This window comes from Mucilaginibacter sp. OAE612, assembly GCF_041806395.1.
Classification (GTDB): Bacteria; Bacteroidota; Bacteroidia; order Sphingobacteriales; family Sphingobacteriaceae; genus Mucilaginibacter; species Mucilaginibacter rubeus.
The window spans coordinates 2,917,704-2,941,308 of record NZ_JBGMUW010000001.1 but is presented as its reverse complement, the minus strand read 5'-3'; the positions used below and the strand labels follow the sequence as shown (position 1 = coordinate 2,941,308).

Sequence of the window (23,605 nt, the reverse complement as noted above, 5' to 3'; positions counted from 1 at the left end):
TGTTTTTTCGCAAAGTATATGCAACCAAAAATACCCCTGTTTCTGCTTATCTTAATCCTTACTATTTTTTGCGCCTGTAATGGTGGGGATAAACAAACCTTGTTTACCGAGCAAAATAATGAATCCATCGGCATCAATTTCGCTAATCGGCTCAATGATCAGGACCGTACCAATGTGTTCACCTTTCGTAATTATTACAATGGAGGCGGGGTTGCCATTGGCGATGTAAATAATGACGGGTTAAATGATGTTTACCTGACATCAAACATGGGCGGCAATCAACTCTATATCAACAAGGGAAATTGGAAATTTGAAAACATAACTGACAAAGCGGGGGTGAAGGGAACTAAATACTGGAGCACCGGAGCTACCATGGTTGATATCAATGGCGACGGCTGGCTTGATATTTACGTTTGCCACAGTGGTAATGCCCGCGGCAACGAAAAGGGTAATGAACTGTTTATTAATCAGCACGATGGTACGTTTAAGGAAGAAGCCCAAAAGTATGGCCTGGTAGATAATGGGTTATCCACCCAGGCCATTTTTTTCGACTATGATAATGACGGCGATCTGGACTGCTTTGTACTAAATAATTCTTTCAGGCCTATAGAGTCGTTTGATTTTAGTAAAAATCTGCGTGCTGTTGTTGATGAGTTGGGTGGTGCCCGTCTTTATCGTAATGATGGCGGCCATTTTACAAATGTAACCAAAGAAGCAGGAATATATTCAAGTGATATAGGTTTTGGTTTAGGCGTTTCTGTAGCAGATATCAACCAGGATGGATATCCTGATATCTATGTCTCCAATGATTTTTTTGAGCGCGATTATCTTTATATCAACCAAAAAAACGGAACTTTTAAAGAGGATATTCAAAATGAAACGGGGCACCTGAGCCTGGCCTCAATGGGATCAGATATTGCCGATATCAATAACGATGGGCAGTATGATATTTTTACTACAGAGATGCTGCCTGAAGGCGATCGGCGTTTAAAAAAAATGACCTCGTTTGAATCATACGATGTGATCAAAGCCAAGCAGCGCGACGGCTATTATAACCAATACATGCAAAACTGTCTGCAGGTGCGTAATAGCGATGGTACGTTCTCCGAAACGGCCTTCTATTCGGGCGTAGCAGCAACCGACTGGAGCTGGGGAGCGCTGATGTTTGATATGGATAACGATGGTTGGAAAGATATTTTTGTATCAAACGGTATTTATAAAGACCTGACCGATCAGGATTACATTGAATTTTTAGGCAATCGTGATAATATGGCCAAAATAGCCGAAGGCCGGAAAAAATTTGATTATAAAGATTTTACTGATAAAATGGCTTCATCGCCTTTGTCTAATTATGCCTATCTGAATAATCACAACCTTACTTTCACCAATAAATCAACTGATTTTGGTTTGGATAAGCCGGGGTTTAGTAACGGTTCGTCATATGCCGATCTGGATAATGATGGGGACAATGACCTCATCGTAAATAACGAAAATGCCCAGGTGTCGATCTTTAAAAACAACGCCGAAAAAAACGGGAACCATCATATCCAAATAAAATTAAAAGGAACAGGTCTGAATACTTTTGGAATAGGTACTACGGTAAAAGTGTTTATGAAGGGCAGTTCGCTAATTTACTATAATCAGCCTACACGTGGTTTTCAAAGTTGCACATCGCCCAATTTACTTACAATAGGTATAGGTAAATACAAATCTATTGATTCGGTCCAGGTGATTTGGCCGGGTAATACTTATCAGTTGCTAAAAAACGTAAACGCGGATAAAGTTTACGCGGTTAATCAAACCGATGCCGCCTTGAAATATAACTGGACAAAGCCTGCTGTTAAAACACTATTTGCCGATGTTACCAAATCAATATTTGACAGCATTCCTAAGCATAAGGAGGACGATTTTATCGATTTCGACAACGAGCGCCTGATGCTCCAGATGTTATCGACAGAAAATCCTTATATGGCTACCGGTGACGTTAATGGCGACGGGCTGACTGATTTTTATTTCGGAAGCTCAAAAAACAGCTTTGCCAGCATCTATATCCAGCAAAAGAACGGTAAGTTTAAACAAACTATTCCCGAAGATTTTAAAAAGCAGGAATACCTGGAAAATGCCGGGGCTGTTTTTGGCGATTTTGATGGCGATGGCGACCAGGACCTGATTATAGGAGTAGGAGGTAATGCCGATGAAGCCGAAACACCAGTCTATAATCCCCGCTTTTTTGTGAACGATGGTAAAGGGAATTTTCATAGGGACCCTGAGAGAACACTCCATGCAGCTGTTAATGCCTCGATCATTATTTCGGCTGATTATGATGGCGATGGCAAGCCCGACCTTTTTATTGGGGGCAGAAGTATGCCCGGGCTTTACGGATGTTCGCCGCAATCATTTGTTTTTCATAATGAAGGCAACGGGCATTTTACCGATGTATCAAAATTAGTATTGGGCACGGATACAAGGCTCGGTATGGTAACAGCAGCCAAATGGGCTGATATTGATCATAACGGCTCGCCCGATTTGATAATTGCCGGTGATTGGATGGGAATTAAGATTTTCAAAAACAACAAAGGAAAATTTGCTGAAGATAAACAACTGGCTAATTACAAAGGCTGGTGGAGCAGTCTTGAAATTGCTGATGTGGATGGCGATGGCGCACTTGATATTATTGGCGGTAACATCGGGCTTAACTCAAAATTCAGGGCTTCGTTTGAGCAACCAATGGAAATTTTTGTAAAGGATTTCGATAATAACGGTACAAAAGAATGTGTAACTTCCATGTATAAAAGTGATGGGGTAAACTATGTTTTTCATATGAAACCTGATTTAGTGGGCCAGATGCCAATCTTCAAAAAACGTTTTCTGCGCTATATTGACTATGCGGGCAAACCATTTGACGAGGTATTTCCTGCTGAGATGCTTGATGGCGCCGAAAAGCACCAAATGAATTTCCTGGCTTCGGCGGTATTTTTTAATAAACGCGGAAAATTTATTTGTAAACCACTGCCTGCCGATGCACAGTTATCTATGATAAATACTATTTTGTGTGCAGATTTTGATAATACCGGAGCTGTGAAGATCATATTAGGAGGTAACTTTTATGGCTTTAAACCCGAAATCGGCCGGCTTGATGCCAATCGGGGGCTTGTTTATCAATATACAAAAAATGGGTTTGCTTATTTTCCGGCTGCCAAAACGGGCCTCAATTTAAACGGACAGGTACGCTCATCGTTAGGTATAAGAAATGCATCCGGTAAAAATTATTACCTGTTTGGCATTAATGATGAACCGCTTAAAGCTTATGAACTACGTTAACATCAATTTAATGCTGTTTGCCAAATATATTCTGAGATACTTCTTTATCCTTCTTTGTATTGGTGTGGTCGGCCTGTCTTCTTGTAAACCCCAAAAGGCCGGAGAAGGTGTATTTAAATTACTCCCAGCTAATGAAACGGGGGTGACCTTCGAAAACAGGAACGTAGTATCCGATTCGGTCAATGTTTTAGATTATTTGTATTTCTACAACGGTGCCGGCATAGCTACCGCTGATTTTAATAACGACGGCTTGCCCGATCTTTATTTCGTATCAAACCAGGGTTCTAACAAGCTTTACCTTAATAAGGGAGGGATGAAGTTTGAAGACATCACCGATAGAGCGGGTGTTGCAGGTACCGGGAATTGGAAAACCGGCGTAACTGTAGTTGATATCAATGGCGATGGATTTAAAGATATCTACGTAAGCGTGGTGTCAGGTTATAAAACCTTTTAAAGGTAAAAATCAGCTTTACATCAATAACGGTAATTTAACTTTTACAGAAAGCGCGGCCAAATACGGGCTCGATTTTGCAGGACTTTCTACCCAGGCTTCTTTTTTTGATTATGATAAGGACGGTGACCTGGATATGTTCCTGCTTACCTCATCAGTTCATAGCAATGATACCTATGGCGATTCAACCCAAAGGTTTAAATACAGCCATGATGCCGGCGATCATCTTTTCAGGAATGACAATGGACACTTTACAGATGTAACTGCGGGTTCAGGCATTTATTCGGCGCCAATTGGTTACGGATTAGGTGTGAGTGTAGGTGATTTGAATAATGATGGCTGGGATGATCTTTATGTAAGTAACGACTTTTTTGAGCAGGACTATTACTACGTTAACCAACATAACGGCACATTTAAAGAAGAGTTGAAAAGTGCGTTCGGACATACGAGCCTTTTTTCAATGGGGAATACTATCAGTGATATCAACCAGGATGGCCATTTGGATGTGCTTAGCACCGACATGCTTCCGGAAGAAATGAAGGTGTTACGATCGACCATCAACGACGAACCTTTGGATATTTATAATCAGGAAGTTAATGCCGGGTATTACTATCAATATTCAAAAAATTGTATGCAATTGAACGTAGGCAACGGCAATAAGTTTGTCGACCTGAGTTTGTACAGCGGGAACTCTGCTACGGATTGGACATGGTCGCCACTGGTACAGGATTTTGATATGGACGGAATGAAAGATATGTTCTTCTCCAACGGTATCAAACGCCGTCTCAATGATATGGACTACCTGAAATATCTTGGTGACCCCATGGTTATGCAGGCATATAAACAAAATCGCGTTTTTGATAAGGACAAGATCAACAGAATGCCCGAAGGCGGCGTGCATAATTACTTTTATCACGGTGAGGATAAATTGAAATTTACAGATGTTTCTAACGGCAACGATATGCAGCAAGCATCTATATCGGCAGGATCTGTTGCCGTTGATTTAGATAATGATGGCGATCTCGATATTGTGACCAACAATATGGATGAACCGGCATATATCTATAACAATACCACAATGGAGAACCGCAAAGAAAGCAAGCCGGGCTATCTTAAATACACTGTAAAATATAACCTTTTAAACCGTGATGGCATCGGTACTAAATTTTTCCTTAAGTCAAAGCATCATCTCGATCACCAGGAAATACAAACCAGCAATGCGTACGAAAGTAATTTGAATAACGAACTGCTTTTTACATTTGCCCCTGACGATAAACCAGAATCGTTGTTAGTGGTTTGGCCTGACAATAGCTACGAAGTGGTGAATGATTTTAGGCTCGGTCAGAAAACCACTTTAAGATATAACCCTCAAGCAGTTGAAAATAGTAAACCTATAGCTAAGGTTATCGAAGCTTTCATCAGCGATAAAAAACAGTTTGACAGCAAATCTATACAAGCAAAGCTTTTGACCACCGTTAAAACTTTTGATATTCCCGACTTTAATTATTATTCGCTTTTACCGCACACTTATTTGCAGCACACTCCCGCAGTTGCCGTAGCTGATGCCAATAATGATGGCATTGATGATATTTACGTAGGAGGCATAGCCGACGAAGAAAAATACATACTTGCAGGTGATAAATCGGGAGGATTTACCAAAGTTAAAGTGTCATTATTTGACCGGGATAAATATATTGCGGATGAGCAGGCTACATGGGCTGATGTAAATAACGATGGTAAGCCCGATTTGATCGTGATCAGCGCTAACCATCCTTTTCAGGAAACCGAGAAATTGATACAGCCCCGGTTATATATCAATAAAGGCAATTTTCAGTTTGAAGATCAACATTTACCAAAGCTCAATTACCAGGCATCAAAAATTACGTTGTTTGATTTTAACGGAGATGGGCTGAACGATATTTTATTTACCAGCGCCGTTTCATTTAAGGATTATACAGCTACTATTCCTTCCTCAATACTCATTAATAAAGGCAATGGAAAGTTTGAAATAAGTCATGACAAAGCTTATGATCAGATCATGAAGCTGCAATATGTCACCAGTATAACAACTGCCGATATCGACCACAATGGCAAGCCCGATCTGCTGATTACGGCCGAGTGGCAGCCCGTTTACATTTTCCTGAATGATGGAAAAAAAATAAATCGTTTCTCATCACCGGTTTTGGATAAGGAAAAGGGCTGGTGGCAGTCGGCTATAATAAGCGATATGGACGGCGACGGCAAGGCCGACCTTATTGCCGGCAATTGGGGGTTGAACAATAAATATAATGTTACTGCCGATCAGCCGCTTTATGCCTATAATACCGATTTGGACAAGGATGGCAAAAACGATTTGATATTATCATATTTTTATAAAGGCCTCTATTACCCGTTTCGTCCTAAAAATGATTTGGAGCAGGAACTGCCATATCTTAAAAAAGAATGGCTTAGCTATCAAAAAATGGCCGATAAAACCACCACTGAAGTATTTAAGGACAAACTGGATGATAATGACAGGTTAAGCGTGAACCAATTCAATAGCGTTTTTGTAAGTGATGTATTGCATGCTACTTCGGTTACTGCACTGCCATATCTTTATCAGCAGGCTCCAATTAAATCGATGCTAAAATATAACAATGGCGATATATTGCTGAACGGAAACTTTTGGGGTGTTGTGCCCTATGAAGGAAAGTACGATGCACTCGGCCTGGCCGGCTTACACTACAACAAACAGCAAAAACAATTTGATACGCCGACATACTATGTTAACGGTGCAATCAACTCACAGGAAATCACTTATCTGGTGCCAGTGAAAACGACAACCAATCTGAATACTTATCTTGCGGTTACCTATGATGGCCGGGCAATGTTATTAAGCAGATAGCGTAATATCACAATATCGGATAATATATTTTGGTGATCCATTTTGAGGTATCCTTTTGTGCCAGTCTATCGGTAACAAGCGATTGAAAAGGCATGGCAGGTGATACCAGCCTGTGATCTGTCATGTATATTTTCATTTGTACCAATGCATTGTTGACTGTGTTTTGGCCGCCACGTACATCAGCCACCAATAAATTGCCTCCCTTGGGTATGTTATTTAAACTTGTTTTTTGAAACGGAATTATCCTTTTGTTAATCGGTAAGGCGACATTTACCTGGTATTCGCGCTCATCTGTTTGGGTGACGTTAAGCATAGGGAAATTTGTTTGTTTAGCCCCCTGGCTGCCAGCTTGTTGTTGCAGGGTTTTAACGGTGTTGTAAATTGCTTGTAATGAAGGATATATCGGATAGGTGTTAGCCGAAACGAGCAAAACTGTGTCTTTAGCATGATTTAAGTATATTCTATAGCCATATGCGTTTCTTTCATCCTCAAGAAAGTGTTTAAGGGTTAGTAAAATTTCGCCAACCAGTTTTTCTGCATCTTGAGTTTTGAAATAATTAGTTATCCGTGATAAAAATTGGGTACTATTCTCATCAACAGCATCCCATTTAAATTTGACAGAGCCTTCGGCATCGGCAAAACAACTTATTACACCATTAAAGGTCAGGTTACCTTTTTTCAATTTAAGATAGGTACTGCTATTGGTCATTTTATCGATACTGATCTTTGCACCTTTAAAATTGTATTGCCTGTCCCCGGTTTTGGTGCCGGGCCACCATTTATCCCATCCGCTTTCGGTGGTCAGGAATTTTTCAGCAATAACGTCGGAGGTATCAATTGACAGGTCCTGTGCTATAACCGGTTTTTCGGGGAGCAAAATATAAGCCGCTGCAATAATTACAATAATGGTAAGTATAATAAAAAAGATCTTCTTCATTTAGTTTATAAAAGACGGATACCCGGGGTGATAAATTTAATAATATCGGGTGGATTAACAGGTGTATATTGTTATAAAATATGTTGCCTTTTTATTAAATAAAAAAAGTGCCTCATCGGGTTAAAAAACTAATGTAAATATGCTGTAGCGTACAAAAAAAAGCCTATATTGGCTGTTGATCAATCAAAAAACCAGCAGATTTTCTCCTTGTGTATCTGTTCGGTTTTTAACCTATTTTATAACTTATGAGATCCTTTTTATTTTGCCTTGCCGGTGTATTACTTTTATTCACCTCCTGTAAAAAGCCCTACTATGAAAAAGTACTCCACGATCCCGAACTTTATCGTATAACCGTTAAAAAACTTAATGATATTGTACTGGAAAATAACTTTCCGCCGGTTACAGCTTCCCGTAATTATGTATATGCCAATATAGCCGCCTATGAAGTTATAGCTTCCGGAGATCCTGAGCATTTTAGATCATTAGCCGGGCAAATTAAGCACTTACCGGCCGTACCCAAAGCGTCAAAAGATACTGCTGTTGATTACCAATTTGCTTCGTTGCTTGCCTTTTGCACAGTTGGCAATGCGGTAACGTTTCCGGAAGGTAGTATGGATCAATATGTTGATGAGCTTAAAAAGAAGGCCAAAGATGCAGGTATGCCGTCGGTTTTGTTTGATGGTTCCGTAAACTACGCTGATAAAGTCGCTAAATTTATATTGAAGTGGAGCAAAGGCGATCACTATGCACAAACACGGTCGGCAAGTAAATACACAGTAAAACAGCAGGATGGCCGTTGGATCCCCACGCCGCCCATGTACGCGCAGGCCCTTGAGGCCCATTGGGGTGAGATCAGGCCCATGGTGCTGGATTCCACAGCTCAATTTATTCCACCCGATCCGCCGGCTTTCAATGTTAAAGACCATAACAGTCCTTTTTACAAACAGGCGCTTGAAGTAAAGCAAATAGTTGACAGCCTAACCAAAGAAGAGAAACATCAGGCCGATTTTTGGGATGATAATGCCTTTAAACTCAACGTCGTAGGCCATGCATCGTTCGCGACCAAGAAGTTTTCGCCGGGAGGGCACTGGATGAATATTACCGCAATTGGCACAAGAATTAAAAAGTTTGATTTTGGAACCACAGTAAGCGTTTATACCGAAACGGCGATCGCTCTGTTTGATGGCTTTATTAATTGCTGGTACCTTAAATACCGCTCAAATTACGTTCGCCCCGAAACCATAATTACCAAATATATGGATGCCGAATGGCGCCCATATATTCAAACGCCCCCCTTTCCGGAGTATAGTAGCGGCCATGCCGTAATTTCGGCAGCCGCGGCCGAAGTACTTACCAATAGGATCGGTGATAATTTTGCATATACAGATTCATCAGAAATGGAGTTTGGGATCGATCCGCTTTCTTTTAAATCATTCCGGGCGGCCGCGAAATCAGCAGGGATGTCAAGGGTAATGGGAGGAATCCATTTTAAGAATGCCTGTATTGTGGGCAATAAACAAGGCGCCGAGATTGGGCAACTGGTGGTGAAAAAGCTACAATTAAAAATTAAGTAGTATTTTATTTATTTTAATTAAATAATTGATTTTGAACAGGATATTTAAATTGAGCTTGTTTTTCGCTTTGCTAACACCTGCTGTGTCTGAGGCGCAAAGCATCGATCCATGGAAAATTAAAGCCGACAAAATTGATCCCGCAAACTATTACGGAATTACCGTAGCCAACGGGATGATTGGGATAGTATCAGCACCGGAGCCTTTCAAGGTTAAAAATGTAGTACTGGCCGGCGCCTATGATCTATATGGCAGGGGGCGGGTAAGCAATTTCCTGAACAGCTTTAACCTGCTTAATATGTACCTTGAAATAGATGGCAGACGGATCGATGCTAAAAGTATTAACAATTTTAAGCAGGAACTGGATATGCAACACGCCGCCTTCACTACTACCTTTGATTATGCCGATAAAGCGACCATAAAATATACTTATTACTCGCTGCGGCAACTGCCCTTTACCGTTTTGATGGATGTTTCGGTAACAGCAAAACAGGCCATCAACATTACATCGGCCAGTGTAATGGAAGCGCCCGATGCGCTCAAAGAAGTGCAGAATTATTATAACGAAATCGACAGACCGCATGTAACCATTAGTTTGCTTACTTCAACAGCAAAGAGCCCTACAGGTAAAATGCAGTTATGTGCATCTACTTCGTTCTTATTCAGCGAACCGCACGGACAGGAGCCGCGTATTATTCATGAAATGTGGGACAATAACATGCACCTTATGAAGTTTAGCAAAGCGATAGCTGCCGGGCAAACTTATAATTATGCGGTAACTGGTTCATCCATAACTTCGGCACACCATGCCGACCCACTGAATGAAGCCGAACGCCTCACCATTTTTGCCAAATTGGAAGGTCGGGACAGGCTAATTAAATTTCATAACAAGGCCTGGAGTGAGCTGTGGACAAGTGATATCCAAATAGAGGGTGATGACCAGTCACAGCAGGATATTCACAGCATGTTATATCATTTATACTCATTCTCGAGGGCTGGCACAGCATACTCACCTTCACCTATGGGACTTTCTGGGTTGGGTTACAATGGCCACGTTTTTTGGGATTGTGATGTTTGGATGTATCCGGCTATGTTGGTTTTACACCCCGACATTGCCAAATCTATGGTTGAATACCGGTTTGAACGATTGGATGCCGCGCGTAAAAATGCGTTTTCACATGGTTATAAAGGAGCGATGTTCCCCTGGGAAAGCGCTGACAGCGGGGTAGAGGAAACACCGGTTTGGGCTTTGAGTGGTCCGTTTGAGCACCATATTACTGCGGATGTAGCGCTGGCCGCGTGGAATTACTATTGCGTAACCCAGGATAAACAATGGCTAAAAGAAAAAGGTTGGCCGATACTTTCAGCCACTGCCGATTTTTGGGCAAGCAGAGTTGAACGCAATGGACCCGGTCATTATGATATTAACAACGTAGTAGCTGCAGATGAATGGGCCGAAAACATTGACAATAATGCTTTCACCAATGCCGCAGCGAAAGCTAACTTGCTAAATGCTAACGCTGCTGCCAAAATCCTGGGAGAGAAGGCCGATGCCGATTGGGCAAATGTTGCTCAAAACATCCCGATCCTCAGGTTAGATAACGGCGTCACCCGCGAGCATGCTTCTTATAAGGGTGAAGGGATTAAGCAGGCTGATGTTAACCTGTTAGCTTATCCGCTTAAAACAATAACCGATCCGGCACAAATTAAGAAAGATCTTGAATACTACGAAACCCGTGTACCTAACGAAGGTACACCTGCCATGACCCAGGCCGTTTTTGCTTTATTATACTCGCGGTTGGGCAATGGCGATAAGGCATTTCACTTTTTTAAGGATGCTTATGAACCTAATCTCAACCCGCCGTTCCGGGTAATTGCCGAAACAAAAGGTGGAACCAATCCGTATTTTGCTACAGGCGCAGGTGGTATTATTCAAAGCTTGCTCATGGGTTTTGGCGGTTTGGATATTACACCAACCGGTATAGTACAAGTTAAAAGCAAGTTGCCTGCTAACTGGAAATCATTGAAAATTACAGGCGTGGGGATGAATAGAGCTACTTATACAATAAAGTAACTGTTTTATAACTTTACACGTCATGCCCTTTAAAATCTCCTGCGTTTGACAGAGAGAACGAATTGGCGATTGGAAGACTTACGAAGTTTTTAAAGCTTCGTAAGTCTGGCTTCTGAAACTTTCTTTACCAGGTACTTAGTTCTGAACTTCTGCCGGAGCCTTTTCTAATTGCTGGGTATCAATATGATACCTGTTTACTAAGTGCAGTAATACCCCATTTGTCCACCCGAAACCATCTTGCAGGGGGTATTCACCTCCGCCGGCAGTTAATTGTGTATCAACCACATTATACTTTTCAAGCAATTTGCCTGTTTGTTTAAACACCCGGATGTTAAGTTTAAGCCAGCGGATGGCTATCTCTTTAGCCAGCGTATTGTAATTGTACTTTTCAAGGCCGTCTACAGCTATGTATTGCAGTGGCGCCCAGCCATTGGGTGCATCCCACTGCTGGCCGGAAAAGTTGAGGGTAGTAACCAATCCGCCGGGTTTCAGGAAATTATTTTTGAGCCCATCAGCTACAAGACGGGCTTGCTCATCACTGGCAATTTTAAATTCGAGAGGGAACTCACCTGCAAGTGTTTCCACGGCAGATAGTTGTTTCAGCTGCCAGTTGTAATCATCAAACCAGCCTGTTTTTTGGTTCCAGCAATATTTCAGGATAGCATTTTTGCGGCTGTTTGCCCTATATCTATACATTTTGGCAAGCTTTGCATTTGAAAGTTGGTTTAAACTTCGTGCAATAGTCATTTCCAGGTTATATAATAGGCAATTCAAATCAACCGGTATAATATCGGTGGTTTGTATAGTTGGCAACTTACCCGATTCATCAAACCAGCGCGTACTGAAATCCCAACCCGAAGCCGCCGCTGCCCGCACGTTGCGGTAAAATTGTGCTGCCGGTTGTTTGCTTTCTTTGGCGGCATTAACATCTTTTATATATGATTCTTCGCGGGGTTCATCACTTTCGTCCCAATAACGGTTCATTATCTGCCCATCCGGCATTCGTACAACCCGGTGTGCAGCCTGATTGGCTTGTACAGCTTCCCATCCATGCATCCAATATTCATATTCTTTGATCAATTGCGGCCTGAAATGTACCAATACTTTCTCTCCATCAATTTTGGCCAACAGGTTTACCATCATAGCAAAAAATGGCGGCTGCGAACGGGTAAGATAATAACTTCGATTGCCGTTGGGTATAAAGCCATATTTATCAATAAGGTAAGCAAAGTTTTCGACCATGTTGCGGATCACTTTAACCTGATGGCTTTCCTGTAAGCCTAACATCGTAAAATATGAGTCCCAATAGTAAATTTCCCTGAACCTGCCGCCAGGTACAATGTAAGGGTTAGGCAGCGCCAGGGTTGATGAAAAAGGTTTTGCTTCATCCGGACGGCGTTGTAATACCTGCCACAAAGTATCAATATGTTTGCGGATACCGGCCGATATATCTGTTTGAAAATTGTTGTGTGATACAGGTACGTTAAAATTGGCCAATATAAATGCCTGGAGGTTAAACCCGGGCTGATCTTTCTGTTCGTTATAAGCCTTCATGATCAGTGCCGGATCCTGTTTGGGCACAGCGTCAACAAAAGTTTTGTTATCAGGGAAAATGGTTGAAGTTTGAACCGCCTCAAACAATCCCGGGAACTGTTGCCGGGGTGTAGCCGTTTGCGATTTTGCGTTAAATACAAAGAATAAAAATGCGAGTAAAAAAAGTTTTCTCATCAGCCTAAAATTATACCCTGTTGCAGGATGTGTAATTGGTTTATAACAGGTTATAAATTTACTATTTTTGAAACGAATATAACCGGTATCTGATTTGTTTTCAGGGTTTCTGTGCGATATTATCGCAGGGAAATATTAGATATCAAGGTGTGGGCCAATTAAAAAAACAAAATACATAAGCCATTTATTATGATAAACTTTTTACGGAAGGGAAGTATTATATTTTCGTTGTTACTTACCCAGCTATGCTATGGCCAGTCGCGGGTTAATACCCTGCCTTCCTGGGCCTTTGGCGGCTTTGTGCGGCCGGTAAATATCAATCCTATTATCTCACCAGATACGGTTTCCCGCTTTCTTGATCCTATGAGTAAAAAGCAGGTGCAATGGGAAGCCAATGACACTTTTAACCCTGCTGCAACCGTTAAGAACAATAAAATAGTGGTATTATACCGGGCTGAAGACTTGTACGGCATCGGTATTGGCTTCCGTACCTCTCGTGTTGGGTATGCCGAAAGCACTGATGGAATTCGGTTTAGCAGAAGGAAAACCCCGGTACTATATCCTGATAATGATATCGCTAAAAAGTACGAATGGCCCGGAGGCTGTGAAGACCCCCGCGTAGCCGTCACCGCCGGCGGGACTTATGTTGTTTTTTACACCGAATGGAACCGCGATCTGCCAAGATTAGGTGTGGCCACATCAAAAGACCTCATCCATTGGAAAAAACACGGGCCGATATTTGAAGCTGCCTATCATGGCAAGTTTTTCAATATCGCCAGTAAATCGGCTTCTATATTAACCCGGGTGGTTAATGGTAAACAAGTGATTATTAAAACAAATGGAAAATATTGGCTGTACTGGGGCGAACATCACGTATACGCGGCAACATCAACAAACCTGGTAGACTGGGCTCCGGTGGTTGATAATAAAGGAGAGTTGAAAGAGCTGATATCGCCGCGTGATGGTTATTTCGACAGTGACTTAACTGAGTGCGGCCCGCCTGCTTTGATGACCAAAAACGGTGTAATCCTATTTTACAATGGCAAAAACAAACCCGCCGAAGGCAGGGACACCCGGTTTAACGCCAATTCATACTGTGCAGGACAGGCCTTGTTTGATGCAAAAGATCCTTCTAAATTCAAAACACGCCTTGATTTTCCTTTCTTAAGACCAATGGAACCTTTCGAGAAAAGTGGTCAGTATATTAACGGAACAGTGTTTATTGAAGGGATGGTTTATTTTAACAGGAAATGGTTCCTTTACTATGGCTGTGCCGATTCGCGGGTAGCCGTAGCTGTATATGATCCATCGAAACCGGCACCTCCTGATCCGGTTGAATAGTATTTGACATTTGTTTATTGTTGAAGATCAAAATACAACGTAAAACTTTTGGTTGTGACGGCTAAAGTTTTATCTTCATAGTAAAAATCTTTATCATGCTTTATATCTTGATCTCAGTGGCAATTATTCTTTTTATTGCCCACGTTATTTTATTATTTACTTCGTTTTCAAATGCCGGCATTATTCCATCACGCTATTTTTACTCGCATCTAACGCTTTGGCTTACCGGTTTATCTGTATTTGCCTTAGCTGCCTTGTATAGTGGTACAAACCGCTCAGCCTTCCTTGATTATTTTGATACCTGGATGAGGAGGTCGTATATCGTACTGTTTACTTTTGGCCTATCGTTGATTGCTCATGTTGTTGTTACTTTTTTAGTGCTTCCATTATTACGGAAATCTAAACCTAATAATAACTTATAGCATGGGAAGGCCTAAGCAGTAATTATTATTAAGCTTTGTAACTAATTCAATAAATCAAGCAGGTCATCTTTTGACAATGAACTTGCAACAGCGGTGTCGGGCCTGATCAGGCTTTTGGCGATATCCTTTTTTGATTGCTGCATCACCATGATCTTCTCTTCGATAGTGCCGGGGCAAATAAGCCTTACCGCCACAATTTTTTTATCCTGGCCTATGCGGTGACAACGATCTATGGCCTGGTTTTCGACAGCCGGGTTCCACCACGGGTCGACGAGGTAAACATAATCTGCTTCTGTTAAATTAAGACCGGTACCACCAGCTTTTAGGCTAATGAGGAACACCCTGATGCCGGGATCATTCTGAAACTCATTAACGACCTGCTCGCGTTTGCGGGTTTGACCGGTGAGGTATGAGAAGCGAATCTCACGCGATATCAATTCCTTGCGGATAAGATCAAGCATGGAAACAAACTGCGAAAATATGAGTATCTTATGCTGGTGCTTTTTGCTTTCTATTTCCTCAATCAGCGTTTCCAATTTGGCCGATGCATCACCGGGCATTTTCTCGCCTTTTATGAGCATCGGCGAATCGCAGATCTGTCTCAATTTGTTTAACCCTTTTAATACGTTCATCGGGCTTTTTTTTAGCTCCTCATTTGTTGTGGCCGAAATGTACTCTCGGAATTCCTTCTCATATGAGTCGTAAATATGACGCTGCTCCTGCTTCATTTCACAATACAGCACCATTTCGGTTTTTTCGGGCAGTTCTGTTGCAACCTGCTGTTTAGTACGCCGAAGTATAAAAGGCCTTACTTTTTCCTGTAGTTCGGCCGCGCGTTTGCTCCCCTTAAATTTATCGATAGGAACAGCATAAATATCCTTGAAATATTGCTTGCTTCCCAGCAAACCGGGGCAGGCAAATGAAAGTTGACCATACAAGTCGAACGTATTATTTTCTATCGGAGTGCCCGTTATCGTAATTTTATTACGCGATTTCAGGAGCCTTACAGCCTTGTAACGCTGCGATTCGGGATTTTTTATATTCTGCGATTCATCGAGAAAAACGTAGTTGAAATTAAAATCCTTTAAAAAATTAATATCTGACAGTAACGTGCCGTAGGAGGTAAGCACTATCTCATACTGGTGCAGGTGTTTGGTATGCCTAAGTCGTTCAGCACCGTAAATGGTGTGGATGCTGATAGAAGGCGCAAATTTTTGTACCTCCTGCTGCCAGTTAAACAGGAGCGAGGTTGGCACTACAATAAGGTTGGTATTGTTTTCGGTTTTGCTGCGCTGTAAAAGGATAAAGGCTATCACCTGAATACTTTTACCCAGACCCATATCATCGGCAAGGCAGCCGCCAAAATTAAGGTTATCTAAAAAATTTAACCAGTTTAAACCCTGGCGTTGGTAAGGGCGGAGCGTTCCGTTTAATCCGGGAGGAACCGGTACTTCATCAATGCTTTCTGTACCGGTAAGCTTTCTGTTGTATATCGCAAGTTCGTTTCGCACGTCCTCGTCAAGCATTTCCTCGTCGTAATATTGCTGTATAGCAGTATAATTACTTTTTGAAGTATGCAGCGTGTCATCATCAGTAATCTCCCCCGAATTAAAATAATCGGTGAATTTCTCTATCCATTCGGTGGGTAAAATTCCCCGGGTTCCATCATCAAGGCGTACATACTTGCTTTTATTTTTTACAGCCTGGTGAACCTGTTTCAACGAAGCCCTTTTTTTGCCAAATTTTATATCGATAACTGTATTGAACCAGTTGATCCCGCTCACTACGTTGATCGTGATCTTTACTTTATGAGGGTTCAGCTTGTTGCCTTCCAGTTCGTTAAAGCCGAGTATTTCGATCTTGTGGTTATGCCATTCGTCAAATACATTTAAAAACCACTCCTCATCTAAAAAATGCCTTTTATGTAGGTAGAAGTAATCAAGGCCGTTATCCAACTGTTCGTTAAAATAAGGATGTTGTTTTACAAGCAGGGCTGCAAAGGCTATTTCCTCATCATCGCGCCGTTTAACTAAAAATTGGTTGCCTTTTTCGTCGGTACCGTAGATCTGCTTTTGCGTGCGAATAGGAATCTCGGCCTCGCCATAACGCAGCAAGGGGATGATCATTACATGTGCGCCAAAGTCCGACAAATAAATGATCTTTTCGGCAGGCTGATCAAAGCCCTCTTTTATCATCTGTTCCTGTGTTGCAGGCTTAATGTAAGTGTAATCAATGCGGAGTTTGCTTTCCAGCTTATTAAGCAAGTGTGATTTTAATTCTGCAAACTTACTCTTATGCACCTGCAGGCTACCCTGTTTCTTTTTCAGCAAATCAATGATATTCAATACCTGCAGGCTTTCAATAAGATAAAGCGCGTTACCTATGCCGATAAAATAGGTATACCTGATATCAAGATCTTTAATATCATACAGCAAACCATCGATGTTAAAAATACCGCTTATTTCATAAAACTCATCCCAGGTATTTACTTTTAGTTCCAGGTCACTTTTTAAATTTTTAACCAATACAGGGTTTATCGAGCCAGCTGTTACTTTATCCGAAACAGTGTTGTCATGCGCGTAAAAACTGTAGGCCAATGGGTTTTTAACAACGGCTTTTAGTGCTGCGATATCCGCAGCAGTTCTTTGTATGTTAATATGATTTTGAAACTTATGTACCCCGGTAAAGAATTTGAGTTGCTGTGCGTCATTCGTTTCCCAAATCAGGTCTAAAGGAGCGATAGGCGCCAGTGGGTTCTTGATTTTTCCATCTTTGGTGCTTTGTGCGGTGTAGAGTTCAATAAATAAATATTTATAGTATTTATGCTGTTTTAGTATGATACAAGTTGTTTTATTTGTGTCCTCGCCGGGTTGCCCAACCGGTTCAGAAATGTCATTAACTATAACGCTTTGCAAACTGGCAAGGCTCTCTTTGGTAATGGCTGTTAACGCGGCGGAGCGGGGGACTATCTCGAAATTTTTAGACAGTGATTTTACCTCGAAAAACTTGTCGAGATCAGGGGCCTCTTCAAGTCCGTAATCAGCTGCTGCTTTTTTTAACTTTTTATGTCTTAGTTCGTCATCAAAAAATAACCGTAACTCATCACGCTGTGTTATAGCCGATAGTACCTGTGCCTGGTGCTCGCAAAGTTTATTACCTGTAGCATGGCACCCGCACGAAAGCGCCAGCTGCCCTTCATGACTGGTAACAATTACCTCGGGAAAGGCAACTGTACCCGACTGATTGGTAAAAGCCCCGTGGTTAATTTCCAAATGTTTGGCCAGTATTTGCCTGTAGCTTTGCTTGTCAAAATAAATGCTGACGGCTGCGTGAGCGGCAATAACACTTTCGCTAAGGTCGGTTATGGTTGCGCCTTTGATGATGATATTATGGTTGCTTTCGCCTTCCTGGTAGCTAATTATCCTGATCACTCGTATATTGATGTGTTACCCGGTAAATATCATAACAATTATATAAAAGAAGACAATCACCAACGCATTTTCGTGAACTATGTAACAATTATATTCTTTATCAAATATTTACCTTTAGTAAACGTATCTGCCTTAATTTAGCCACTTAGTTCAGTACTATGAAGTATCCAAAATTTTTATTGCATCTATCCATATTAGCAATTTTTTTTTCCCTTTATGCCTGCCATACCGTTTCTGGCATCAAACAAAGCTCCGATAATGAACAGGTTAATATGCACAGTGCTTATGATGACAGCACACTAAATCGTCATATACTACCGGTTTTAATGCCTTACAACCGTATTATTGATCCGGCAGGAACGGTGATATCGTTTGGCGATGCATCCGACGAAAATCATAGCATGGATGTAAGGGTGATACCTGGTACCAGGTTTATCGCTGTCGAAGACCGATACGGACTTACTATAATTGATACATTCTCAAAAAAAGTAACCACCCGCTGGACCTATAAACAAGATTCCCGCTACGGCGGACTTACCAGTACTTACTCCGGCCTAAGAGTTGTAAATATTGACAATCAAACTCAAATATATTGGAGCGCTGCGGCAGGCAAGGGTAAGGATTCAAAATCGTATGTTTTCCAGGCTATCTGGAAAGATGGTAATATCAGCATACAAAACACTTTCAATTTTAAAGCTGAAGGCGAGTCGCCATTGGCATTACCTAACGATTTAGCCATCAATAAAGAAAATGGTATAAATTACTTATATGTAGTTTTAAATGGAAATAACCAACTGGCGAAGATCAATTTAACCGATAATAAAGCCGTTTGGACGAGATCAACCGGTGTTGCACCTTATGGGTTGACGATTGCAAAGGACAAGATATTTTTAACCAACTGGGCCGGGCCGCAAGCTATTGATACATTGAAGCGTGAAACAGCGGGTGTACCCTATGGTAAAGCTTACGTCGATCCTAAAACAGGGGCAACGGTGCAGGGCACAGTAATGGTTATGGATTTGGCTAAGGGCGATGTGATCAAGGAAATTACTGTGGGGCAGCATCCTAATGCCATTATCAATAGTACAGATGAAGCTTTTGTTTATGTAGCGAATGGCAATAGTGACATGGTATCGGTAATCTCAACAAGTTCATTACAAAATGTAGCAGCGATTGATGTTAAATTAAATCCCGGTAAAAAAAGTTATATAGGCGATACACCCAATGCGTTAGCTATAAATAACGATGGCACAATCCTGTATGTAGCAAATGGCTTGGATAACGCTGTGGCCATGGTTAAATTGGGCAATAAAACATCACTTAAGGGAGCCGGAAACGATGAGCTAAAAGGCTTTATCCCGACCGAAGCATACCCTGGCGGCCTGGCTGTTGACGGTAATAATTTATTTGTAACCAACCTGGAAGGAGAGGGCTCAAGGTTAGGTACCGACGAGATAGGTAAAAGCAATTTAAAAGGTGATTTACCCTCGGGAGCAGACGTTACAGCTTACAACTCGCACCATTCAAAAGCTACCGTATCAATAATAACTATTCCGGATGATGCTTTGCTTAAAAAGTATACTCAAAAAGTCCAAAATCTAAATCTGAGTTTCCGCCAGCAGATAGCACAGTTACTGCCCCGTAAAAACATTGCGCCTAAACCCATACCAGAGCGTATTGGCGAGCCATCGGTATTTAACCATGTACTTTATATTATCAAGGAAAACCGCACATACGACCAGGTTTTGGGCGATATGCCCGAAGGTGACGGCAATAAATCGCTTTGTATCTATGGTGATAGTGTTACCCCCAATCAACATAATTTGGCGCGCAACTTTTTGTTGCTTGATAATTATTATGCCTCAGGAAAATGCTCTGCCGAAGGGCACCAATGGACTGATGCCGCTATGGTAACCGATTATGTTGAAAAAAGTGTACGCTCCTGGTTTAGAAGTTATCCGCATGTGCAGGAGGACGCTTTAGTTTATGACGGGAACGGTTTTATCTGGAATAATGCCGCCGATCATGGCAAAATTGTCAGAATTTACGGTGAAGCCTGTGCCGTGCATTTTGATGATAAGTTAAGCTGGAGCGATATTTATAACAATTACACAGCAGGTAAACCATTCGCATTTAAAAACACCAGCACTATTTCCCGAGTGAGGCCAATGCTGTCACAAAATTTCCCGGGATCCGACGAGCATAAGATCAATGAACAGTTACGGGCCACCGCTTTTATTAAAGAACTTCATGAATATGAGCAAAAGCCTGGTGACCAGTTACCGCAACTGATGATCATGGCCCTATCGGCCGATCATACTGTAGGCACCCGGCCAGGCTACCCGACACCTGACGCTATGGTAGCTGATAATGACCTGGCGCTCGGCCGTATTGTTGAAGCAGTTTCAAAAAGCCGTTTCTGGAAAAACACGGTAATATTTGTTACCGAAGATGATTCACAGGCAGGGTGGGACCATGTATCTGCATATCGTACTACAGGGTTTGTGATTAGTCCGTATAGCAGGTTACAGCATAAGGTGAGCAAAAACTATAATCAAACCTGTATAGTGCGTTCTATTGAGCAAATATTGGGCTTACCACCAATGAATATTATTGACGCTACTGCATTACCTATGTTTGATTGCTTTACCGGCAAACCATCTGCATACACTTATACCAGTTTAAAAAACAGGGTTCCGCTCAATACAATCAACCAGCCTTTTTCTGCGCTAAAAGGTTCTGCATTGCATTTTGCACAATTATCATCAAGACCTGAATACGATCATATTGACGGTGGTAATGATGATGTGATGAACAGGATACTTTGGTTTGCGGCTAAGGGTAAAAAAGCTTATCCCGCTAAACTGGCGGGCAAAGATGAAGATCATGATGATTGATCGGGAAAATAGCTAACGTCAACATCATTCCCAGAGATTAACCGTATAATATTACATGGATGATTAGAGCTCGTTGCCTTAACCAGACAGCGAGTTTTTTTTATAGCTGATTGCCTTAAATTTCTATTGATCTATTAATTGTTTTATGCGTAAAAATACGGGAAACTCTTCTGAAAATTCCGTGAAATTACGTGGTCATTTGTGCACGATATTACTTTATCTTTATTGCAAACCTCATCAACGCCTGCAAGCAATTAATCAATCAATTTTTCAACCTAACCAAAAAAATTATGAAAATTTCTGCGCTTGATGAGAACGGCGCACCAGTCGACTGGTGGTTTATCTACAAAGTTCCGCAACTTGACGGAGGTGTGGGTAATGACAAAGCTACAGGGTACGAATATGTTTATTACGACTCAACTATCGATGCCAATACCGACGCCCGAAAAAGAACGATTACCAAATCACCCAATGTTTTGAATGGCGATAAAGGAGCACTCAACCTGACGATGGACTCCGTATTCAAAAACTTTAAATCACCGGCTCCGAGTACCGGATGGGTTCTTTATAATGACGAGATGCCCGAAAGTGCCAATAAACATGATGATGGCACCAAAGGGCATACCAAGGGAGTATTGGCATTTGATACCGAATCTAAAACTGCATTTTGGTTACTTCACTCATGGCCGAAATTTGCAGACCCTGGTGCCATAAAAGATCCTACTCCCAAATACGGGCAAACCTACCTGTGCATTTCATTGGATTTGGATACTGCTAATCTTATTGCCAAACAGATGCTGAACCACCAGGAGCCGCAAATCTATCTTCATAATACCGCCAACCTGCCCGCAACTGCCGAGTTGCATTCGCTGACACAGCCTTTGGCGAGCCACCCGATCGCTCTGGGCGACTCGATCGATTTAAAGTCTATTGGCGGTATGCCATTCAAAGTTATAGCCAAGAACCGGGAATGGAATAAAGATTTTTGGAACGAATTGGTAGGGCCTATCCTAAACGACGATTTAGACATTGAAACCTGGATCCGCGGTCCTATTCCACCTATCGCTGATAGCGACGGCATTCACAAAACTTTTGACATCAAGTATATCAATTTAGGTTTCATGGGTGCACACTGGGCCTGGCCCGAAACACATGACCATGCCAAATGGGGAGTTACATTGCATGATCCCTGGGTTTGTGTTGGCGATATCAACCGCATGATTTCGCAAAGGAGGCGCGGCGGCTGTACAATTGCATTTCAAAATCAAACTTTATGGTCGGGTTTATCCAAAACAAGTTTGCTTTTAGCGCCTCCGGGGCATAACAGAACTGAAGCTCACGTTCTGATCCAAAAAACACATCATCTTCATGCCGAAGCACCATTGAGGGAACAGCAGTAAACGTAATTTACAATTTAAAACTTTTCCATACACGCCAGTATACAAAAATTCTGCTCAAGCGGGATTTTTGTATACATATTAGGCTGTTTTTTATAACATAGCGGATGGTTTGCTTATATTTAACTATCAGTTTGATATAAAATTATAAGCCAGCGCTGCCAATGATTTTAAACGGAAAATACTTTAGCTTCGAACCGAGGCGATATGCATTTATGCTAATCGCTCTTTTTACTACTAACGGCTTTGCGCACGCTCAAAACTTACCCAACGAAACAAGACCACGCATCGTAATTACAGCAGATCCGGAATTGGATGATAATAATTCACTTATTCGGTTCCTGCTATATAGCAGTGATGTTGAAATTGAAGGATTGATTTATGCCAGCAGCGCTTTTCATTGGAAGGGAGATAGCAAAAGAACCAAATGGTTTGTACCGGGACGGGAGTATACCCGCTTTGGATTAAACTTGTGCCCATGTGAATCGTGGCGGTGGGGTGAAGATGAGCATTTTATTCATGATGCTGTGTATACCTACGCAAATGTTTACGCCAATCTAAAAATTCATAATTTCAATTATCCTGCACCTGATGTACTCAGAGGCAAAATCAGGATTGGGAATATTGAATTTGATGGTGATATTTCAAAAGATTCACCAGGTTCAGACCTCATCAAAACCCTGATACTTGATGATAAACCGGGCCAATTGTTTATTACAGCATGGGGAGGCCAAAGCACTATAGCGCGTGCTTTAAAAGCTATTCAGGAACAATATGAGTTCACCGCCAATTGGGAGCAAACGAAATTAAAAATTTATCGAAAGGTGGTTTTACTTCCCTCCAGTGACCAGGATGATACTTATGCAAATTATATTAAACCTAACTGGCCGGGTGTTTATCATATGTTTTAGAGTATAAAACTGCTAATATGCCCCCTGTTAAAGCTATCAGGGAACAATGGCATGAGGACAAAAACTCTTTAAACCAGCATGACGCCGGTGCTGCATCAATAACCCTCGACCAGGTTACCAGAAAGCAAAGAACGAATGGCTATCTGCAGATAAGAAAAAGAATACCATTTATTTTGAAACCAATAATAATGGCATGATATCCGGCGCAAGTTATGTACCCAATGGCTGTCAGGATGATTG

General features: G+C 41.6%; 14 protein-coding genes and 1 pseudogene. 12 read left to right on the top strand and 3 right to left on the bottom strand.

Translation table 11 applies throughout. The annotated features are described in order from the left end of the window. Positions 1–18: 18 nt before the first annotated feature. From ABID99_RS12285 to ABID99_RS12270, 4 genes and pseudogenes are all read left to right on the top strand, one after another. On the top strand, positions 19–3,321 hold the full coding sequence (locus ABID99_RS12285; protein WP_188831900.1) for a VCBS repeat-containing protein: 3,303 nt from the start codon (positions 19–21) through the stop codon (positions 3,319–3,321). Continuing rightward, on the top strand, positions 3,308–3,775 hold the full coding sequence (locus ABID99_RS12280; protein WP_373613866.1) for an FG-GAP repeat domain-containing protein: 468 nt from the start codon (positions 3,308–3,310) through the stop codon (positions 3,773–3,775). Before ABID99_RS12285 ends, ABID99_RS12280 begins: the two co-directional genes overlap by 14 nt. Continuing rightward, positions 3,762–3,902: pseudogene (locus ABID99_RS12275) on the top strand (FG-GAP repeat domain-containing protein); the annotation flags it as partial. The gene ABID99_RS12280 and the pseudogene ABID99_RS12275, both read left to right, overlap by 14 nt. Before the next feature lie 6 nt (positions 3,903–3,908). After that, positions 3,909–6,656, top strand: a complete 2,748-nt coding sequence (locus tag ABID99_RS12270; protein WP_373613865.1) for an FG-GAP repeat domain-containing protein — start codon at positions 3,909–3,911, stop codon at positions 6,654–6,656. Positions 6,657–6,663: 7 nt separating this feature from the next. Here the strand turns inward: ABID99_RS12270 and ABID99_RS12265 are convergent, their stop codons facing one another. After that, entirely contained in the window at positions 6,664–7,593 is a 930-nt protein-coding gene (locus ABID99_RS12265; protein WP_373613864.1) for a hypothetical protein, read from the bottom strand. 245 nt (positions 7,594–7,838) lie between these two features. Between ABID99_RS12265 and ABID99_RS12260 the strand changes: the two genes are divergently transcribed. Both ABID99_RS12260 and ABID99_RS12255 read left to right on the top strand, forming a co-directional pair. Next, entirely contained in the window at positions 7,839–9,167 is a 1,329-nt protein-coding gene (locus ABID99_RS12260; RefSeq protein ID WP_090525531.1) for a vanadium-dependent haloperoxidase, read from the top strand. 31 nt (positions 9,168–9,198) lie between these two features. After that, positions 9,199–11,238: a glycoside hydrolase family 65 protein gene (locus ABID99_RS12255; protein ID WP_254780057.1), complete on the top strand. Its 2,040-nt coding sequence runs from the start codon at positions 9,199–9,201 to the stop codon at positions 11,236–11,238. A 135-nt stretch (positions 11,239–11,373) separates the two neighbouring features. Here ABID99_RS12255 and treA read toward each other — a convergent pair whose 3' ends face one another. After that, complete coding sequence (gene treA / locus ABID99_RS12250; protein ID WP_090525533.1) at positions 11,374–12,966, bottom strand: alpha,alpha-trehalase TreA; 1,593 nt, start codon at positions 12,964–12,966, stop codon at positions 11,374–11,376. A gap of 189 nt (positions 12,967–13,155) precedes the next feature. Here treA and ABID99_RS12245 point away from each other — a divergent pair, with 189 nt between their 5' ends. Together ABID99_RS12245 and ABID99_RS12240 are read left to right on the top strand one after the other, a co-directional pair. Continuing rightward, positions 13,156–14,307, top strand: a complete 1,152-nt coding sequence (locus ABID99_RS12245) for a glycoside hydrolase family 130 protein (RefSeq protein ID WP_373613863.1) — start codon at positions 13,156–13,158, stop codon at positions 14,305–14,307. Positions 14,308–14,402: 95 nt separating this feature from the next. Continuing rightward, a complete protein-coding gene (locus tag ABID99_RS12240) occupies positions 14,403–14,729 on the top strand; it encodes a hypothetical protein (RefSeq protein WP_373613862.1) in 327 nt (108 codons plus the stop codon). 41 nt (positions 14,730–14,770) lie between these two features. On the opposite strand, the gene ABID99_RS12235 is transcribed toward ABID99_RS12240, so the two are convergent. Then, positions 14,771–18,160: a DEAD/DEAH box helicase gene (locus ABID99_RS12235; RefSeq protein WP_373613861.1), complete on the bottom strand. Its 3,390-nt coding sequence runs from the start codon at positions 18,158–18,160 to the stop codon at positions 14,771–14,773. 158 nt (positions 18,161–18,318) lie between these two features. On the opposite strand from ABID99_RS12235, the gene ABID99_RS12230 reads away from it, so the two are divergent. The 4 genes from ABID99_RS12230 (at position 18,319) to ABID99_RS12215 (ending at position 23,562) form a co-directional block, all read left to right on the top strand. After that, a complete protein-coding gene (locus tag ABID99_RS12230; protein ID WP_373613860.1) occupies positions 18,319–21,057 on the top strand; it encodes a bifunctional YncE family protein/alkaline phosphatase family protein in 2,739 nt (912 codons plus the stop codon). Positions 21,058–21,347: 290 nt separating this feature from the next. Further along, the gene (locus tag ABID99_RS12225) at positions 21,348–22,457 is read left to right on the top strand and encodes a deoxyribonuclease II family protein (RefSeq protein ID WP_373613859.1); all 1,110 of its coding nucleotides are present in this window, start codon (positions 21,348–21,350) and stop codon (positions 22,455–22,457) included. A gap of 212 nt (positions 22,458–22,669) precedes the next feature. Then, positions 22,670–23,365: a nucleoside hydrolase-like domain-containing protein gene (locus ABID99_RS12220; RefSeq protein ID WP_373613858.1), complete on the top strand. Its 696-nt coding sequence runs from the start codon at positions 22,670–22,672 to the stop codon at positions 23,363–23,365. 17 nt (positions 23,366–23,382) lie between these two features. Next, positions 23,383–23,562 (top strand): hypothetical protein, encoded by a 180-nt coding sequence (locus ABID99_RS12215; RefSeq protein ID WP_373613857.1) that lies wholly within the window; start codon positions 23,383–23,385, stop codon positions 23,560–23,562. The last annotated feature ends 43 nt before the right edge of the window (positions 23,563–23,605 follow it).

Coding starts and splice junctions, on each gene's coding strand:
- ABID99_RS12260 (WP_090525531.1), top strand. CDS start 7,839: ATGAGATCCTTTTTATTTTGCCTTGCCGGTGTATTACTTTTATTCACC.
- ABID99_RS12265 (WP_373613864.1), bottom strand. CDS start 7,593: ATGAAGAAGATCTTTTTTATTATACTTACCATTATTGTAATTATTGCA.
- treA (WP_090525533.1), bottom strand. CDS start 12,966: ATGAGAAAACTTTTTTTACTCGCATTTTTATTCTTTGTATTTAACGCA.
- ABID99_RS12280 (WP_373613866.1), top strand. CDS start 3,308: ATGAACTACGTTAACATCAATTTAATGCTGTTTGCCAAATATATTCTG.
- ABID99_RS12225 (WP_373613859.1), top strand. CDS start 21,348: ATGAAAATTTCTGCGCTTGATGAGAACGGCGCACCAGTCGACTGGTGG.
- ABID99_RS12285 (WP_188831900.1), top strand. CDS start 19: ATGCAACCAAAAATACCCCTGTTTCTGCTTATCTTAATCCTTACTATT.
- ABID99_RS12245 (WP_373613863.1), top strand. CDS start 13,156: ATGATAAACTTTTTACGGAAGGGAAGTATTATATTTTCGTTGTTACTT.
- ABID99_RS12240 (WP_373613862.1), top strand. CDS start 14,403: ATGCTTTATATCTTGATCTCAGTGGCAATTATTCTTTTTATTGCCCAC.
- ABID99_RS12270 (WP_373613865.1), top strand. CDS start 3,909: ATGTTCCTGCTTACCTCATCAGTTCATAGCAATGATACCTATGGCGAT.
- ABID99_RS12220 (WP_373613858.1), top strand. CDS start 22,670: ATGCTAATCGCTCTTTTTACTACTAACGGCTTTGCGCACGCTCAAAAC.
- ABID99_RS12215 (WP_373613857.1), top strand. CDS start 23,383: ATGCCCCCTGTTAAAGCTATCAGGGAACAATGGCATGAGGACAAAAAC.
- ABID99_RS12230 (WP_373613860.1), top strand. CDS start 18,319: ATGAAGTATCCAAAATTTTTATTGCATCTATCCATATTAGCAATTTTT.